General features: G+C 61.8%; 12 protein-coding genes. 7 read left to right on the forward strand and 5 right to left on the reverse strand.

Annotation, left to right across the window (positions count from 1 at the left end; translation table 11 throughout):
* Positions 1-38: 38 nt before the first annotated feature.
* Genes JFT66_RS18365 through JFT66_RS18385 form a run of 5 tightly spaced genes read left to right on the forward strand, consistent with a single transcriptional unit; the run spans position 39 to position 5,198 of the window.
* Entirely contained in the window at positions 39-1,232 is a 1,194-nt protein-coding gene (locus tag JFT66_RS18365) for an SfnB family sulfur acquisition oxidoreductase (RefSeq protein WP_198859816.1), read from the forward strand.
* The gene (locus tag JFT66_RS18370) at positions 1,232-2,593 is read left to right on the forward strand and encodes an LLM class flavin-dependent oxidoreductase (RefSeq protein ID WP_034117215.1); all 1,362 of its coding nucleotides are present in this window, start codon (positions 1,232-1,234) and stop codon (positions 2,591-2,593) included. The genes JFT66_RS18365 and JFT66_RS18370 overlap by 1 nt, the downstream gene beginning before the upstream one ends.
* Positions 2,594-2,636: 43 nt before the next feature.
* The gene (locus JFT66_RS18375) at positions 2,637-3,452 is read left to right on the forward strand and encodes a MetQ/NlpA family ABC transporter substrate-binding protein (protein ID WP_198859817.1); all 816 of its coding nucleotides are present in this window, start codon (positions 2,637-2,639) and stop codon (positions 3,450-3,452) included.
* The gene (locus JFT66_RS18380; protein WP_153871670.1) at positions 3,449-4,564 is read left to right on the forward strand and encodes a methionine ABC transporter ATP-binding protein; all 1,116 of its coding nucleotides are present in this window, start codon (positions 3,449-3,451) and stop codon (positions 4,562-4,564) included. The genes JFT66_RS18375 and JFT66_RS18380 overlap by 4 nt, the downstream gene beginning before the upstream one ends.
* Entirely contained in the window at positions 4,554-5,198 is a 645-nt protein-coding gene (locus JFT66_RS18385) for a methionine ABC transporter permease (protein ID WP_153871671.1), read from the forward strand. The genes JFT66_RS18380 and JFT66_RS18385 overlap by 11 nt, the downstream gene beginning before the upstream one ends.
* A 2-nt stretch (positions 5,199-5,200) precedes the next feature.
* On the opposite strand, the gene JFT66_RS18390 is transcribed toward JFT66_RS18385, so the two are convergent.
* On the reverse strand, positions 5,201-6,304 hold the full coding sequence (locus JFT66_RS18390; RefSeq protein WP_034117211.1) for a hypothetical protein: 1,104 nt from the start codon (positions 6,302-6,304) through the stop codon (positions 5,201-5,203).
* A 184-nt stretch (positions 6,305-6,488) separates the two neighbouring features.
* Between JFT66_RS18390 and JFT66_RS18395 the strand changes: the two genes are divergently transcribed.
* Positions 6,489-7,115 (forward strand): class I SAM-dependent methyltransferase, encoded by a 627-nt coding sequence (locus tag JFT66_RS18395; RefSeq protein WP_034117210.1) that lies wholly within the window; start codon positions 6,489-6,491, stop codon positions 7,113-7,115.
* Between the two features lie 105 nt (positions 7,116-7,220).
* On the opposite strand, the gene JFT66_RS18400 is transcribed toward JFT66_RS18395, so the two are convergent.
* The 4 genes from JFT66_RS18400 to JFT66_RS18415 form a co-directional block, all read right to left on the reverse strand.
* A complete protein-coding gene (locus JFT66_RS18400; protein WP_198859818.1) occupies positions 7,221-9,416 on the reverse strand; it encodes a glycoside hydrolase in 2,196 nt (731 codons plus the stop codon).
* A 121-nt stretch (positions 9,417-9,537) separates the two neighbouring features.
* A complete protein-coding gene (locus tag JFT66_RS18405) occupies positions 9,538-12,585 on the reverse strand; it encodes an efflux RND transporter permease subunit (protein ID WP_198859819.1) in 3,048 nt (1,015 codons plus the stop codon).
* Positions 12,582-13,652 carry an efflux RND transporter periplasmic adaptor subunit gene (locus JFT66_RS18410; protein ID WP_198859820.1) on the reverse strand — a complete coding sequence of 357 codons (1,071 nt, stop codon included), beginning with the start codon at positions 13,650-13,652 and terminating at the stop codon, positions 12,582-12,584. The genes JFT66_RS18405 and JFT66_RS18410 overlap by 4 nt, the downstream gene beginning before the upstream one ends.
* The gene (locus JFT66_RS18415; RefSeq protein WP_198859821.1) at positions 13,649-14,731 is read right to left on the reverse strand and encodes an efflux RND transporter periplasmic adaptor subunit; all 1,083 of its coding nucleotides are present in this window, start codon (positions 14,729-14,731) and stop codon (positions 13,649-13,651) included. The genes JFT66_RS18410 and JFT66_RS18415 overlap by 4 nt, the downstream gene beginning before the upstream one ends.
* A gap of 120 nt (positions 14,732-14,851) precedes the next feature.
* Here JFT66_RS18415 and JFT66_RS18420 point away from each other — a divergent pair, with 120 nt between their 5' ends.
* The gene (locus tag JFT66_RS18420) at positions 14,852-16,012 is read left to right on the forward strand and encodes an AAA family ATPase (protein WP_034117204.1); all 1,161 of its coding nucleotides are present in this window, start codon (positions 14,852-14,854) and stop codon (positions 16,010-16,012) included.
* Positions 16,013-16,133 lie beyond the last annotated feature (121 nt).

Raw genomic sequence — 16,133 nt, forward strand, 5'->3', positions numbered from 1 at the left:
GACCAGAACACTTATTCCACGAGCTTCTGGAGAAACTCATGACCCTTTCTCACCACGTCGCGGTCATCACCAGCGATGAACAAGCCCTCATTGTCGCCAGCGACCTGGCCGACGACTTGCGCCGCGACAGCGCCCAGCGCGACCGTGAACGCCGCCTGCCGTTGCCCGAGCTGGACGTGTTTTCCCGCTCCGGCCTGTGGGGCATCAGCGTGCCCAAGGCCTACGGTGGCGCGGGTGTCTCCAACGTCACCCTGGCCAAAGTCATCGCCCTGATCGCCGAGGCCGATGGCTCTTTGGGCCAGATCCCGCAAAACCATTTCTACGCCCTCGAAGTGCTGCGCGTAAACGGCAGCCCCGAACAGCAGCAACGCCTGTATGCCGAGGTGCTGGCCGGCCAGCGCTTTGGCAATGCCTTGGCGGAACTGGGCACCAAGACCGCCCATGACCGCGTGACCAGCCTCACCCGCGATGGCAATGGTTTTCGCATCAACGGGCGCAAGTTCTACGCCACGGGCGCGCTCTATGCCCAACGCATCCCCACCTCGGTGGTGGATGAAAATGGCATCCAGCAACTGGCCTTCGTGCCCCACGACAGCACGGGCCTGACGGTGATTGACGACTGGAGCGGCTTCGGTCAGCGCACCACTGGCAGCGGCTCGGTGGTGTTCGACAACGTGTGGGTTGCAGCGCAGGACGTGATCCCGTTCCAGAGCGCCTTCGAACGCCCGACCACCGTTGGCCCGCTGGCGCAGATCCTTCATGCCGCCATCGACACCGGCATCGCCCGCGCCGCCTTCGAAGATGCATTGCATTTTGTGCGCACCAAGACCCGCCCGTGGATCGATTCGGGCAACGACAACGCCACCGAAGACCCGCTGACCCTCAAGAGCTTCGGCCACCTGAGCATTCGCCTGCACGCCGCCGAGGCGTTGCTGGAGCGCTCAGGCGAATTCCTCGACCGTGCCCAGGCCGACAGCAATGCCCAGACCGTCGCCGCTGCGTCCATCGCCGTGGCCGAAGTGCGGGCCTTGAGCACCGAGATTTCCCTGGCAGCCGGCAGCACCTTGTTCGAGCTCGCGGGCAGCCAGGCGACCCTGGCCGAACATGGCCTGGACCGCCACTGGCGCAACGCCCGGGTGCACACGTTGCACGACCCGGTACGCTGGAAGTATCACGCGGTAGGCAACTACTACCTCAACGATGAAAACCCGCCGCTGCGGGGGACCATCTGATGAGCAAAAAGAAGATCCTGCTCAATGCCTTCAACATGAACTGCATCGGGCATATCAACCACGGCTTGTGGACGCACCCACGGGATAACTCGACCCAGTACAAGACCCTCGAATACTGGACCGAGCTGGCGCAAATTCTCGAGCGCGGGCTGTTCGATGGTTTGTTTATCGCCGACATCGTCGGTGTCTACGACGTGTACCAGAATTCCATTGATGTGCCGCTCAAGGAGTCGATCCAGCTGCCGGTCAACGACCCGTTGCTGCTGGTCTCGGCCATGGCCGCCGTTACCCGGAACCTGGGCTTCGGCCTCACCGCCAACCTGACCTACGAGCCGCCCTATCTGTTCGCCCGACGCATGTCCACGCTGGACCACCTGAGCCGTGGCCGGGTCGGCTGGAACATCGTCACCGGCTACCTCGACAGCGCCGCCAAGGCCATGGGGCTCACCGAACAGGTCGAGCATGACCGACGCTACGACCAGGCCGATGAATACCTGGAGGTGCTGTACAAGCTCTGGGAAGGCAGTTGGGAAGACGATGCGGTGCTCAACGATCCCCAGGCGCGGGTGTACGCGCAACCGGGCAAGGTGCACAAGGTCGAGCATCACGGCGAGTTCTATCAGGTGGAGGGCTATCACCTCTGCGAGCCGTCACCGCAACGTACGCCGGTGCTGTTCCAGGCCGGCAGTTCCGAGCGTGGCCTGCTGTTCGCCGGGCGGCATGCCGAGTGCGTGTTTATCAGCGGGCAGAACAAGGCCGCGACCAAGCTCCAGGTGGACAAGGTGCGTGCCAGCGCAGTGGAAGCCGGGCGCAACCCGCAGGACATCAAGGTATTCATGGGCCTCAACGTCATCGTTGGCGCCACCGAAGAGTTGGCCTGGCGCAAGCACGCCGAGTACCTCAGCTACGCCAGCGCGGAAGCCGGTGTGGCGCATTTTTCGGCCTCGACGGCAATTGATTTTGCCCAGTACGCCTTGGATGAGCCGATCCAGTACGTGAAGAGCAACGCGATCCAGTCGGCCACCAAGAACCTGCAAAACAACGACTGGACCCGGCGCAAATTGCTCGAGCAGCACGCCCTTGGCGGTCGCTATATCACCTTGGTCGGCTCACCCGAACACGTCGCCGATGAGCTGGAATCCTGGATCAGCGAAACCGGGCTGGATGGTTTCAACCTGACGCGCATTGTGACGCCGGAGAGCTATGTGGATTTCATCGACCTGGTGATACCGGAGTTGCAGAAGCGTGGGTCCTACAAGACCGCCTATGAGACCGGCACCTTGCGCGAAAAAGTCTTCCAAGGCACCGCCCGCCTGCCCGAACAACACACCGGCTCCACCTACCGCCCCCTCCCACATTGAATCTTCATTGTTTGTACCAACACCTTATGACTGGAAATTGATTATGAAAAAGACCCTGCTCACCCACCCAGTCAAAGCACTGGCCCTGGCCTTCGGGTTATTCAGCACAGCGGTATTCGGCGCCGACGCGCCGCTGAAAATCGGCACCACCGCCGCCTTCGCCATTCCCCTGGAAGCCGCTGTCGCCGAAGCCGGAAAACAGGGCCTGAAAGTCGAGCTGGTGGAATTCACCGACTGGATCGCCCCCAACGTCAGCCTCGCTGCCGGCGATATCGACGTGAATTATTTCCAGCACATTCCCTTCCTGGAAAACGCCAAGGCCGCCGCCGGTTTTGACCTGGTGCCCTACGCGCCGGGCATCATCAATAACATCGGGCTGTACTCGAAAAAGTACAAAGCCATCAACGATCTGCCCGAGGGCGCCAGCGTGGCGATTGCCAACGACCCGATCAACAGCGGCCGTGGCCTGCAACTGTTGGCCAAGGCGGGGCTGATCACCCTCAAGCCGGGCGTAGGCTACAAGGCCACCGAAGAAGACATCATCGCCAACCCGAAAAAGATCAAGATCCTGCAAGTAGAAGCCGTGCAACTGGTCCGCGCCTATGACGACGCCGACCTGGTGCAGGGCTACCCGGCGTATATCCGCCTGTCCAAGACCTTCGATGCAGAGTCGGCGCTGCTGTTCGACGGCCTCGACCACCCGGAATACGTGATTCAGTTCGTGATCCAGCCCAAGAGCAAAACCGATCCTCGGGTGATCAAGTTCGTCGATATCTACCAGCACTCGCCGGTAGTGCGCGCCGCTCTGGATAAATCCCTTGGCAAGCTCTACCAAGTGGGCTGGGACGACAAAAAATGACCGCCGCCAATGCCCAACTGCGCGACCTGGGTAATACGCTCAGGGACGCCGAGCAGACTGAACTGCACCCGGATCTCAACCGCGCCCATGTGCGTTTCATCAACCTGGGCAAGACCTACGACGGCACAGTGCACGCCCTGCAAGGCATCGACCTGGCGATCCAGCGCGGCGAGGTGTTCGGCATCATCGGCCGCAGCGGCGCCGGCAAGTCGTCGCTGATTCGCACCATCAACCGCCTCGAGCAACCCAGCAGTGGGCGGGTGCTGATCGATCAAGTGGACATCGGCAGCTTCGATGAAGACCACCTGGTGGCGCTGCGACGTCGCATTGGCATGATCTTCCAGCACTTCAACCTGATGTCGGCCAAGACCGTGTGGCAGAACGTCGAGTTGCCGCTCAAGGTTGCCGGCGTACCCAAGCCCCAGCGCGAGCAAAAGGTGCGTGAGCTGCTGGAACTGGTGGGTTTGCAGGACAAGCACGCGGCGTATCCGGCGCAGCTCTCCGGCGGGCAGAAACAGCGTGTCGGCATCGCCCGTTCACTGGTTCACGACCCCGAGATTCTGCTGTGCGACGAGGCCACCTCGGCCCTCGACCCGGAAACCACCCAGTCGATTCTCGCCCTGCTGCGCGAGATCAACCAACGCCTGGGCCTCACCATCGTGTTGATCACCCATGAGATGGCAGTGATCCGCGAAATCTGCGACCGCGTGGTGGTGCTGGAACACGGGCAAATCGTCGAGCAAGGCCCGGTGTGGCAAGTGTTCGGCAACCCCCGGCATGAGGTCAGCAAGACCCTGCTCGCACCACTGCAACACGGCTTGCCGCCCGAGCTGCAAAATCGTCTGCAACCCGCCCAAACCTCGGCCGACGCGGCATTGGTGCTGCGCTTGCAGTTCACCGGCAGCGATACCGACGAGCCGGACCTCGCCGCGCTGTTCAGCGCCCTCGGCGGGCGCGTGCGCTTGCTGCAAGGCGGTGTGGAACGCATCCAGGGGCATGCCCTGGGGCAATTGCTGCTGGCGGTGAATGACTCGCCGCACAACGCCGAAGAGTTGCGCAATCGCGCCGGGCGTTGGGCGCAACAGGTGGAGGTGCTCGGTTATGTGGTTTGATCGTTTAGTGCAGGGCGCCATCGACACCTTGTTGATGGTCGGCGTGTCGTCGCTGATCGCATTGCTGGTGGGGATTCCGCTGGCGGTGTTCCTGGTCACCAGCGACAAGGGCGGCATCTATCAGGCGCCGGTCCTTAACCGCGCGCTGGGGGCGTTCGTGAATTTGTTTCGCTCCATTCCATTCCTGATCCTGATGGTGGCGCTGATCCCGTTTACCCGGCTGATCGTCGGCACCACCTATGGCGTGTGGGCAGCCGTGGTGCCGCTGACCATCGCCGCCACGCCGTTCTTTGCACGCATCGCCGAAGTCAGCCTGCGCGAGGTCGACCACGGCCTGATCGAAGCCGCGCAAGCCATGGGCTGCCGACGCTGGCACATCATCTGGCATGTGCTGTTGCCGGAAGCGCTGCCGGGGATCGTCGGCGGCTTCACCATCACCCTGGTGACCATGATCAACTCATCGGCCATGGCCGGGGCAATTGGTGCCGGTGGGCTGGGCGATATTGCCTACCGCTATGGCTACCAGCGTTTTGACACGCAGATCATGCTCACGGTGATTGTGCTGTTGGTGGTCTTGGTCGCCGTGATTCAGCTCGGTGGGGACCGGTTGGCGCGGATGTTGAACAAGCGCTGAGCTCACGGGCACTCATCCAACTGGGCGACGCTGGCGTGTGGCACGAAGGTGATGGTTTTTTCCTTGGCCTGCCAGGGTCGCACGATATAGCTGCCGTCTGAGTCGGCCATTACCCGCAGCTTGACGCTGCGCTGCGGGTTATCGGCGTCCACCAGCACGCGGGGAACCTTGGCCTCACCGGTCCAGGTCATCAGCGTACAAACGCGCCCTCCCGAAGCGGAACCTTGCAGCGGCAACCCACCCAATTTCGACCCGCTCGAGGGGATCAGCCCCAGGAAAACTATAAGCGCAAAGGCCGCCAGTGACGCGAACGCAACCGGGTTCTTGTGATCCCGCATGCACACCACCAGACAGGCGCCACACCCCTGGACAAGGAACAGCACGACCAGTTCGGCAAACATGAACGGTGCAAAGAGCACTGCACTGTCGGAATACTCGCGGAAGGCGCGGGAGACCGGCACCGTCACCATCAGGATCACCAGCATCTGAACGACCCCGGCACCGACACTGGCCAGCCAGAATTCGCCGGACAGGTCACGCAGTGCAACCTGGGCGGGACGGGCACGAATGATGATGCCGACATAGGCCAGTACCGCCACCACGATCGCCACGATCCAGCTGATGGTCAGCAAGGGTCCACTTTCGGCGTTCACCGACAGGTACACGGCGGACATCCAGAAGATACCCATGACGACCAGGCTGGCAGCCCAGTGCAGCAATAACCGTCGGTGTTGGGCCGTCACTTGCGGCGACAGCGGGCTTAGATTGAGTTGATCACTGAGGCGCACGCCTGTGCTGTTCAAGCGCTTGAACAAGATGAACGTGGGGATCAGGATCGACGCGCCCATCATGCCGATCACGAACACCAACATGGCGAACATGGCCGGCAATGCGGTGAACGCGGCCGCCGACAAGATACTCAGGGGTACCTTTTCAACCTGGATGTACTGGTACAAATACAAGCCCGCCACCGACAGGATCCCCACCGTCAGTGGCCAGGCTCGCTCATTGAGCCACAGCAGCCCGTTGCTCAATTTCGTGGCGTATTGGTCCACCTTGTTCGCAGTGACTTTCTTACCTGCGAGTGGACGATTTTCCTCTTCCATGGATTTACAGCCCTCTTTAATTAATTAAGGGCCGAATGTTACCCAGAGTCTGGCAACGCGGTATGTCAGATATCCACGGGACAAACACCATGAAAGACCCTACACCGATTACACGTCTTTCAACGGCATGAGATGCGCCCTGAGGTATAGTCCGACGACCTCAACCGCAGCGGTGCGCCACGCCATGAAACTCGCCCCCGACGACCTCGACCAAATCACCGCCACCACCCTCGGCCATTACAACAAAGTGGCCGAAGACTTCCGTGACGGCACCCGCGATCACGATGTGAGCCAGAACATCGACGCGCTGCTGCGGCATATCCAGAGCTCGGCGCCCTTTACCGTGCTGGATTTCGGTTGCGGGCCGGGCCGGGATTTGCAGACCTTCACGCGCATGGGGCATATCGCCGTGGGGCTCGATGGCTCTGAGCGTTTCGCGCAAATGGCGCGGGAGGACAGCGGCTGTGAGGTGTTGCAGCAGGATTTTCTCAAGCTGGACCTGCCCGCCGAGCGCTTCGATGGGGTGTTTGCCAATGCGGTGCTGTTTCATATTCCCAAGCAGGAACTGCCGCGCATTCTCAAACAACTGCATGGCACGTTGAAGCCCGGGGGCGTGCTGTTCAGCTCCAACCCTCGGGGCGAAAACCAGGAAGGCTGGAATGGGCCACGGTATGGGGCCTATCACGACCTGCAGGCGTGGCGGGCGCTGCTGACTGAAGCGGGGTTTGAAGAGCTGGAGCATTACTACCGGCCTGCTGGGTTGCCGCGGGAGCAGCAGCCTTGGTTGGCGAGTGTGTGGCGCAAACTTTAGACCTGCGTTGTTTGGGCTGACGTCTTCGCGAGCAAGCCCGCTCCCACAGGGGAACGCATTCCAAATGTGGGAGCGGGCTTGCTCGCGAAGGCCTCACCGGCACGACTAATCCATCTGGTACACCACCGGTTTTTCACCCGCCACCAACGCCGTCACGCTGTGCCCGGCATACCCGTGTTTTTCCCCAGCCGAAAAATTCGCCACCAACCGTGTCCCGTCGGCAAAGGTGGTTTCCTGCACCTGTTTGTCCGCTGTCAGCCAGCGAAAATCAGTCATTGCCTGGGTCGCCAAGCGCTGATGCAGCGGCCGGAAAAACCGGTCCTGGCGTTGAATCACCGGCAAACGCTGCTTGAGTGTCGCAGCGCTGAGGTGATACAGCGGCGGCACGTTATAGAGCAGTTGGGTCAACTCATTCTCAACCTGCACATTGCTCAATTTCAGGCTATCGAACAGCCAATGGTGGGTGGTGATGACCGAACCGTGGAACACCGCCTGGTACAACGGCAGGCGCATGCTCGGCTCGAAATACACCGTGCGAAACGGCTCTTTCAATGGCACAGGTTTGAAAAACACCGTCGGTTGCTCCGGCGGGTACCAGTTGCCGACGTAATAGGGCGACTGCTTGTCCTTGGTCATTTGATGGTCGCCCCAGCCAATTACTGGGGTCTGCATACCGTGGGCGAACAGGATGCCTTGAGCGGTGATCGCGTTGCCGTCTTCGGAACCCGCCGGCAGCTTGAGTACGCTGTTGAGCCAGCGGGAAGCGTCGATATTGCCTTCGGCGTTTTGCGCCTGGGTCATTGCGGCGCCGTCACGGTAGCTGTCGAAGACCATGCTGGTGGCGTAGGCATCGAGGAACCACGCATTGAACCCAGCCCTGGCTTGCACTGCCTTGGTTCGCGCCTCCAGCAGTGGCCGTACGCAGCGTGGGTCGGTGTAGTGGCCCGATTGCTGGAAACCCGTCTTGAGCGTGCCGTTTTTCAACACGATGGCGCAGTCACGATAGGCTTTGGCGCCAAGGTGAGCAGTGGTCCAGTCCGGGTTTTCAGTGGTGGATAACGCGGTTTCATAGGAATCGTACGGCGCCATCAGGTAGCCGGCGTTGACGCCCGCCTGAATCGCTTCGGGGTGCCAGAGGCCACCTTCCCACCCTTCACCCAGGGTCAGTAGCAGACGCGGGAGCCCAGCGTCTTGCAGCGACTTGAGGGTCTTGGCCGACAGGGTACTGCCCCAGGTTTCGGGGTTGTCACGCAAGGCGCCGGCAAACGCTGTGGCCAGTTTATGACGCAATGCGCCATAACCCTCGGCAAGTTTGAGCATGTCCGGCTCGTCAGTGGCCTGCCAGGTTTGCCGGGCTTTTTTGTTGATCGCCGAGTTGACGCCGCGCAACAGCACGGTCTTTTGATAGCGGTCCAACGTGCCAGTTCGAGCCAGCACCTGCGCTGCCTCTTTGTCCAGCAAACCCATGAGTTCATGGCCGCGCAGCAACTTCAACAGCAGCGGCCAGTCGCGCACATCATCCAGCCCCAACAGGTCATTGCCCCACAGGTAGACATGGCTGGCACCCAGCAGTTTTTCAGCCTCTGGTGTTTGGCGCAGCTTGTCCAGCAACGGCTCATAACGCCCTTGCTCCACTAACCATTGACGATAACGTTTAGCCCCGGCCAATGGGTCGGCGGCGCCCAAGTGCAGACGCAAGGTCATCGGCGCCGAAGGCTCGAGGCGGGTGAATTCATGGGCCAAGGAAAGCGCCAGCCCTTCACCGTCGGCCGACCACTCCAAGCGGCTGTTGTAAGGGTTGGTCAGCAGCCAGTTCAAGGTAAAGTTGCCGTGATCCACGCCCCATAGCGGCAGGCTGAGGTCCTGCGTGGTGTTGACCTCGCCCTGCTCCAGCAAAAAGGTCTTCCATACGCCGTTGCCGGCGGGCACGTAATGCCCTTCGGCCAAGGGCCAGATCAAGCCTTGGCCCATGGCCTCGGCAGGTTGGTGTAACAGGGGCAACTCACCCGGATCGCGTGCGTTGATGGTCAGGGCGAGGTCGCTCTGCTCAAGGCGGGCGGTCAGGTGGTAGGCGCCGGTGTCCCATTGCCAAGAGGCCTGTTCAGCATCGGCCTGCATATCGGCGACGGCGTGTGCGGCCACACCGCTGGAGGCTTGCACCGAGGCCTCGCCCGCGGGCGTAACGCGCAGCGCCAACGTGGCGGGGTCGAGTTCGACGCGCCACCGCGCATTTTCCAGCACGGTGCCGGCGAAGAGTTGAGGAGACAGCAACAGGCAAAAAACCAGCACTAAGCGGCGCATGACGTGGGCCTTCCAAACAAGATCAGGCCCGGAGGGTAAAACACTTAACACCGGTCGACTGTAGGGAAAGTGTTTCCAGGAACCTTCTTACATCCTTGCAAGAAGGCACCGATGGTCAGGTCTATTGTTTTTCCGGCTCACGAATCTTGTACCAGGCTACGTACAGGGCCGGCAAAAACAGCAGCGTCAGCAACGTCGCAATGATAATCCCGCCAATCATCGCGTAGGCCATCGGCCCCCAGAACACTTCGCGGGCAATGGGGATCATGCCCAGGCTCGCTGCGGCAGCCGTGAGCAGGATCGGCCGGCGGCGGTGCTCGGTGGCTTCCACCACCGCATCCCACGGCGTGTAGCCAGCCACTTCATACTCGTGGATCTGCGTCACCAGAATCACCGAGTTGCGGATGATGATGCCGATGAGCGCCAAGATACCCAGGATCGCGACAAAGCCCATGGGTGTGCCCGTGGGAATCAACGCCAGCACCACGCCGATGAGGCCCAGCGGCGCGACGCTCGCCACCAGGAACATCTTCTGCACGCTGTGCAACTGGATCATCAGGAAAGTGGCCATCAGGAACAGCATCAACGGCACCACCTTGGCGATAGGCCCCTGGGCCTTGCCGCTTTCTTCCACAGTGCCGCCAGTGGCGACTTTGTAGCCCACTGGCAAGTCAGCGCCGAATTGCTCGATGGTCGGTGCCAGTTGCTTGACCAAGTCCGTCGGCTGCATTTCATCGCGCACCGCCGCCTTGACGGTAATCGTCGGTTTGCGATCGCGGCGCCACACCAGCGGCTGCTCCAGTTCGTAACGCACAGTGGCGAATGCCAGCAGCGGAATCGAGGTGCCGTTGGGCGTGACGATCTGCAGGTTCTGCAAGGTCTCCGGGGTGCCGCGTTCGGCATCCTCGGCGCGGCCGACCACGTTGATCAGGTAGATATCATCGTGCACCTGGGTCACCGAGGCGCCGCTGACCACGCTGTTCATCAATTGCGCCACGTCTTCCGACGACAGCCCCAGTTGCCGCGCCTTGTCCTGGGCGATATCGACACGCAGCACTTTGCCCGGTTCGTTCCAGTCGTAGATGATCTCGCCCAAGTGGGTGTTCTGGTCGAGCAAGGTTGCCAGCTCAATGGCGTGCTTGCGTACCTGATCAATATCTTTGCCCGACACACGGTACTGAATCGGCCGCCCCACTGGCGGGCCCATTTCCAGCGGCTGCACGTAGCTGCCGATGCCGACAAAATCATCGCGCAGGCGCTGTTGCAGACGGGCGATCAAGGCACCGCGCTCTTCCAGGCCCTTACTCACAATGACAAGCTGCGCGTAGTACGGGTTTTCCAACTGCTGGTCCAGCGGCAGGTAAAAACGGATCGCGCCCTGGCCGATATAGGTACTCCAACGGGCTATATCCGGATCGTCCTTGATGATCGCTTCAAGGCGGTCGACAGCTTTGCGCGTCTCGTTGATCGAGGCGTTTTGCGGCAGGTTGAGGTCGACGAGGATTTCCGGGCGATCCGACGACGGGAAGAACTGGTTCTGCACAAATTGCATGGAAAACACCGACGCCACGAACAGGCCCACGGTGATACCGATGGCCCACCAGCGGTTGCGCATCGCCCACAGCATGCCGCCGTTGAAGGCACGACCAATGCGCCCCGGCTCGGCATTGTGGGGTTTCACATTGGCGCTGAGGATATGCACACCGATCACCGGCGCAAACAGCACCGCCACCACCCACGACACCAGCATCGCCACGGCGATCACCGCGAACAGCGTAAAGGTGTACTCACCCGCCGAACTGGCGTTGAGGCCAATGGGTACGAAGCCGGCCACAGTCACCAGGGTGCCGGTGAGCATCGGGAACGCCGTGGAGGTGTAGGCGTAGGTCGCCGCCTGTTCCTTGGTTTCGCCTTTTTCCAGGCGCGTGATCATCATCTCTACGGTGATCATCGCGTCATCCACCAGCAAGCCGAGGGCGATGATCAACGCGCCAAGTGACACACGCTGCATGGTGATGCCGCTGTACTCCATGAACACGAACACCAGCGCCAGCACCAGCGGAATCGAGCACGCCACCACCAATCCCGCGCGCATACCCAGGCTGATAAAACTCACCACCAGCACGATGATCACCGCCTCGAACAGCGCACTGGTAAAGCCGCCGACGGCCTCTTCCACCACTTCGGCCTGGTCGGAAACCTTGTGCACGCCGACGCCCACCGGCAGGTCGGCGGTCAGTTCGTCCATGCGTTGGTGCAGGGCCTTGCCGAACGACTGGATATTGCCGCCCTTCTGCATGGCGATGGCCAAGCCAATGGCGGGTTTGCCGTTGAAACGGAACATCGGCCGCGCCGGATCGACGTAACCACGGCTGATATCAGCAATGTCCGCCAACCGGTAGAAACGGTCATTGAGGCGCAGGTTGACGTTGGCCAGGTCTTTCTCCGAGGCGAACTGCCCGGAGGTGCGCACGGAGATGCGCTCCGGCCCGGCCTCGATCACCCCGGCGGGGGTCACGGCGTTTTGCGATTGCAGGCTTTGCACCACTTGGCGCTGATCAATGCCCAAGGCCGCGAGCTTGCGCGTGGAGAAATTCAGGTAGATCACTTCGTCCTGCTGGCCGATCATCTCGACCTTGCCCAGCCCTGGCACCGCACGAATCTCGGCGCGCACCTGCTCCACATAGTCACGCAATTGGCGCATCGACAAGCCGTCGCCGGTAAAGGCGTACACCGAGCCGAACACATCACCGAACTCATCGTTGAACGACGGCCCCTGCAAGCCCTGGGGGAAGGTGCCGCGAATGTCGTCGATCTTCTTGCGTACCTGGTACCAGATGTCCGGGATGGCCTTGGCGCTGGTGGTGTCCTTGAGGAACACGAATACCGTGGACTCGCCCGGTCGGGTGTAGCTTTTCACGTAGTCGAGGGAGTCCAGCTCTTCGAGTTTTTTCTCGATGCGGTCAGTCACCTGCTTGAGGGTTTCTTCCTGGGTCGCACCCGGCCAGCGAGTCTGGATGACCATGGTCTTGATGGTGAACGAGGGGTCTTCCTCGCGGCCCAGGTTCATGTACGAGAACACGCCCATCAGCAGCGCGACGAACATCAGGTACCAGACGAAGGACTGATGCTTGAGGGCCCAGTCGGATAAGTTGAAGCTCCCTTTCATCGCGGGCTGCCCTCGTCGATTTTGACTTTTTGCCCGGGTTTCAGGCTGTTCACGCCGGCGGTGACAATACGCTCGCCGGGTTTGACGCCGCCATTGAGCAAGACACTGTTGGCGCTACGGCTCAGCACCGTGACCTCGCGTGGCTGTACAGTCTGGGTCTGTGTGTCGAGCAACCAGATGCGGGTCTTGCCGTCGCCTTCCTGCAACGCGCTCAGGGGCAGCTCGATGCGTGGGGCGATGGCGGTGCTCAACGTTACGCTGATCGCCGTGCCCAGGCGGAACGCGGGCGGTGTTTCGGCCAGGCTCAGGCGCGCGCGGCGGGTGCGCGTGGCGCTTTGGGCCTGGGGTTCGATCTCGCGCACGACGGCGGTGGTATGCACGCTGGGGTCAAGTTGCCCGGCGACCAGAAACACCACATCCGCAGGCAGGCGCTCGGCCAGGCCGGCGGGCAAGTCGATCACTGCTTCCTTGATGTCGGGGCGGGCCAGGGTCACCACTTGCTGGCCGGCGCTGACCACCTGGCCGGCCTCGGCATTCCAGGCGGTGACGATGCCGGCGTGATCGGTGCGCAGTTCGGCGTAGTTGAGTTGATCCTTGGCTTGGTTGACCGAAGCACGAGCCTGGTCGAGGGTCGCCTGTGTGGTTTTCAGGTCGGTCTGGGCCACATCCAGTTGGGCCTGGGCGCCAACACCGCGGTTGAACAGCTCCTGTTGCCGGCGCGCATTGGCCTGAGCGTTGATGAACTGCGCCTGCACGCGAGCCAGGTCGCCCTGGGCGGCGCGCAACTGGTTCTGCTGGTCGGTGGGGTCGAGTACGGCAAGCAACGCGCCCTTCTCCACTTCGGCACCCACGTCCACGGCGCGGCGGGCGATGCGACCGGACACACGGAACCCCAGGTTGCTTTCATAGCGGGCCTGGATGGTGCCAGCGAAGCGGCCGAGGTTTTCCTGGTCTTCAGCCTTCACTTCCATGGACAGCACCGGGCGCACCGGTTCTGGCGGCGTTTCTTCCTTGGAGCAGGCCATCAGCAGCAGGCTGGCAGCGAGTACAACCGTCAGGTGCTTCATGGCTGGGCTCCTGGCTGGGCGATTTCGACCTGCATGCCCGGGTGCAGCAATTGCCCACCGGCCACCACGACCTTTTCACCGCCCTTGAGGCCGTCGCCAATAATCACTTTGCCAGTGAGGTAACGCGCCACGCTGACCTTATGCAGTTGCGCCTTGCCGTCGGCATCCACCAGCCACACGGCAGGTTCACTGAGGTCTTTGGTCAACGCCGACCAAGGCAGTTCGATGCTGGCCTTGGCCGGGCCATTGGCAGTGGCGCTCACTACCGACCCCAGCTCCATGCCTTTGGGCAGGCTTTGCAGGGCGATCTTCACTTGGAGGGTGCCGGTATTGGCGGCCACGGCTGGGGTCACTTCACGGACCTTGCCCACCGCCTTGATGCTCGGGTTATCCAGCAGGCTGACAGTGATTGGCGCATCCGGCGGCGGCTCCACCAGCAGGGATTCATAGACGTTGAACACTGCGTCGCGCTCACCATCCCGGGCCAGGCTGAAGATCGGCACGGTGGCTTGTACCACCTGGCCGACTTCGGCCTGGCGCGCGGTGATAATCCCTGGGGCATCGGCAACCAACGCGGTGTAGCCCAACTGTTCGCGGGCATTGGCCAACTGCGCCTGGGCGGCGGCCAAGGCACTTTGGCTGCTGCGCAACGCGGCTTGGGCCGCGTCGTATTCGCTACGGCTGGTGTAGCCTTTGGGCAGGAGTTTTTCCTGGCGCACAAAGGCCGCAGCGGTCTGCTTGACCCGTGCCTGCTCGGCCACGACCTGGGCCTGGGCGGAATCGACGTTGGTCTGCAAATCCTTGGGGTCGAGCCTGGCCAGCACTTGCTTGGCGCTCACGCGGTCGCCCACGTCCACCATGCGCTGGATGATCTTGCCGCCCACGCGAAACGACAGGTCGGTCTGCACCCGCGCCTGGATATCCCCGGTCAGCGTTACCGCCGCGGCAAAATCCGCTGACTGCACGGTTTGCACAAACACCCGGGAATGCTGCTTGGGCTCGGCTTTGTCTTGGCCACAGCCACTGAGCAGCGCCAGGAGCCCAAGGCTGAAAATAAATATCGAAGTGCGACCGCCCATGCAGGCTCCTTTTGCGGGACACAATGTGCAAGTGTGTATGCGACTGTGAGCTTAGATCAGGGTTCCTTATCTGCATGGAGGATCCCATACTCCAATGGTTCCCACGCTGGCTAAAAGCACATGTTGAAAACCCTCGCGGTGGCCAATTACCGCTCGATCAATAAATTGGTGGTGCCCCTGGACCGGTTGAATCTGGTGACCGGGCCCAATGGCAGCGGCAAGTCCAACCTGTATCGCGCCCTGCGCCTGCTGGCGGAAACCGCCCAGGGTGGGGTGATCAATGCCCTGGCCCGTGAAGGCGGGCTGGATTCGACCTTCTGGGCCGGGCCGGAGACCATCAGCCGGCGCATGCGTGACGGCGATGTGCCGATTCAGGCGACTGCGCGCCACAGCGTCAAACGCCTGCGGCTGGGTTTTGCCGGGGAAGATTTCAGCTACGCCATCTCCATGGGGCTGCCTTCGCCAGGCATCAGTTATTTCTCGCTGGACCCAGAGGTGAAAAAGGAATGCATCTGGGCGGGCCCTCTCTATCGCCCCGCCAGCCTGCTCGTGCAGCGCTCCGGCCCAATGGTGCGGGCCCGTGACGGTCGTGGCTGGGATGTCCTGGCCCAGCACACGCCCGCCTATCACAGCCTGTTCGACCAGGTGGGCAGCCTGCGAGGCTCGCCGGAGGTGTTGATGCTGCGGGAGAACATTCGCGGCTGGCGCTTTTATGACCACTTTCGCAGTGACGTAGACGCGCCTGCGCGCCAACCGCAATTGGGCACGCGCACGCCAGTGCTGCACCACGACGGCCGCGACCTCGCCGCGGCCTTGCAGACCATCCGCGAAATCGGCGACCCCGAGGCGTTGCAGCGCGCCGTGGGCGATGCGTTCCCCGGCGCACGGTTGAACATCGAGCCCTTGCAGGGCGGACGCTTTGCAATCGAGTTTTACCAGGAAGGTCTGCTGCGCCCCTTGTCGGCAGCGGAGTTGTCGGACGGCACCTTGCGCTATCTGCTGCTCATCGCCGCGCTGCTGACGCCACGGCCACCGACCATGATGGTATTGAACGAGCCCGAGACCAGCCTGCATCCGGACCTGTTGCCAGCGTTGGCGCGCTTGATTATCCAGGCGTCGGATAACTGCCAGGTGTGGGTGGTGTCCCATGCCAGTCGCTTGATTGCGGCGTTGCAGCAGGATGAAGGGTGTAATTCGATTGTGTTGGAGAAGGTGTTGGGGGAGACCCAGATAGTTGGGCAAGGGATTCTGGATGCACCCGCCTGGCATTGGCCGGAGTAGGCGGTGACAGTGCCGGCCTCTTCGCGAGCAAGCCCGCTCCCACATTAGCCTGCATTCCAAAGAGGGAACTCGGTCAAATGTGGGAGCGGGCTTGCTCGCGAAAGCGGTAGTTCAGTCACTA

This window comes from Pseudomonas sp. MF6755 (assembly GCF_016405635.1).
GTDB lineage: Bacteria > Pseudomonadota > Gammaproteobacteria > Pseudomonadales > Pseudomonadaceae > Aquipseudomonas > Aquipseudomonas haemolytica.

What these genes read in the sequence shown, in the direction of transcription:
- JFT66_RS18375 (WP_198859817.1), top strand. Translation starts at nt 2,637, where the DNA reads ATGAAAAAGACCCTGCTCACCCACCCAGTCAAAGCACTGGCCCTGGCC.
- JFT66_RS18415 (WP_198859821.1), bottom strand. Translation starts at nt 14,731, where the DNA reads ATGGGCGGTCGCACTTCGATATTTATTTTCAGCCTTGGGCTCCTGGCG.
- JFT66_RS18380 (WP_153871670.1), top strand. Translation starts at nt 3,449, where the DNA reads ATGACCGCCGCCAATGCCCAACTGCGCGACCTGGGTAATACGCTCAGG.
- JFT66_RS18400 (WP_198859818.1), bottom strand. Translation starts at nt 9,416, where the DNA reads ATGCGCCGCTTAGTGCTGGTTTTTTGCCTGTTGCTGTCTCCTCAACTC.
- JFT66_RS18405 (WP_198859819.1), bottom strand. Translation starts at nt 12,585, where the DNA reads ATGAAAGGGAGCTTCAACTTATCCGACTGGGCCCTCAAGCATCAGTCC.
- JFT66_RS18410 (WP_198859820.1), bottom strand. Translation starts at nt 13,652, where the DNA reads ATGAAGCACCTGACGGTTGTACTCGCTGCCAGCCTGCTGCTGATGGCC.
- JFT66_RS18420 (WP_034117204.1), top strand. Translation starts at nt 14,852, where the DNA reads ATGTTGAAAACCCTCGCGGTGGCCAATTACCGCTCGATCAATAAATTG.
- JFT66_RS18385 (WP_153871671.1), top strand. Translation starts at nt 4,554, where the DNA reads ATGTGGTTTGATCGTTTAGTGCAGGGCGCCATCGACACCTTGTTGATG.
- JFT66_RS18395 (WP_034117210.1), top strand. Translation starts at nt 6,489, where the DNA reads ATGAAACTCGCCCCCGACGACCTCGACCAAATCACCGCCACCACCCTC.
- JFT66_RS18365 (WP_198859816.1), top strand. Translation starts at nt 39, where the DNA reads ATGACCCTTTCTCACCACGTCGCGGTCATCACCAGCGATGAACAAGCC.
- JFT66_RS18370 (WP_034117215.1), top strand. Translation starts at nt 1,232, where the DNA reads ATGAGCAAAAAGAAGATCCTGCTCAATGCCTTCAACATGAACTGCATC.
- JFT66_RS18390 (WP_034117211.1), bottom strand. Translation starts at nt 6,304, where the DNA reads ATGGAAGAGGAAAATCGTCCACTCGCAGGTAAGAAAGTCACTGCGAAC.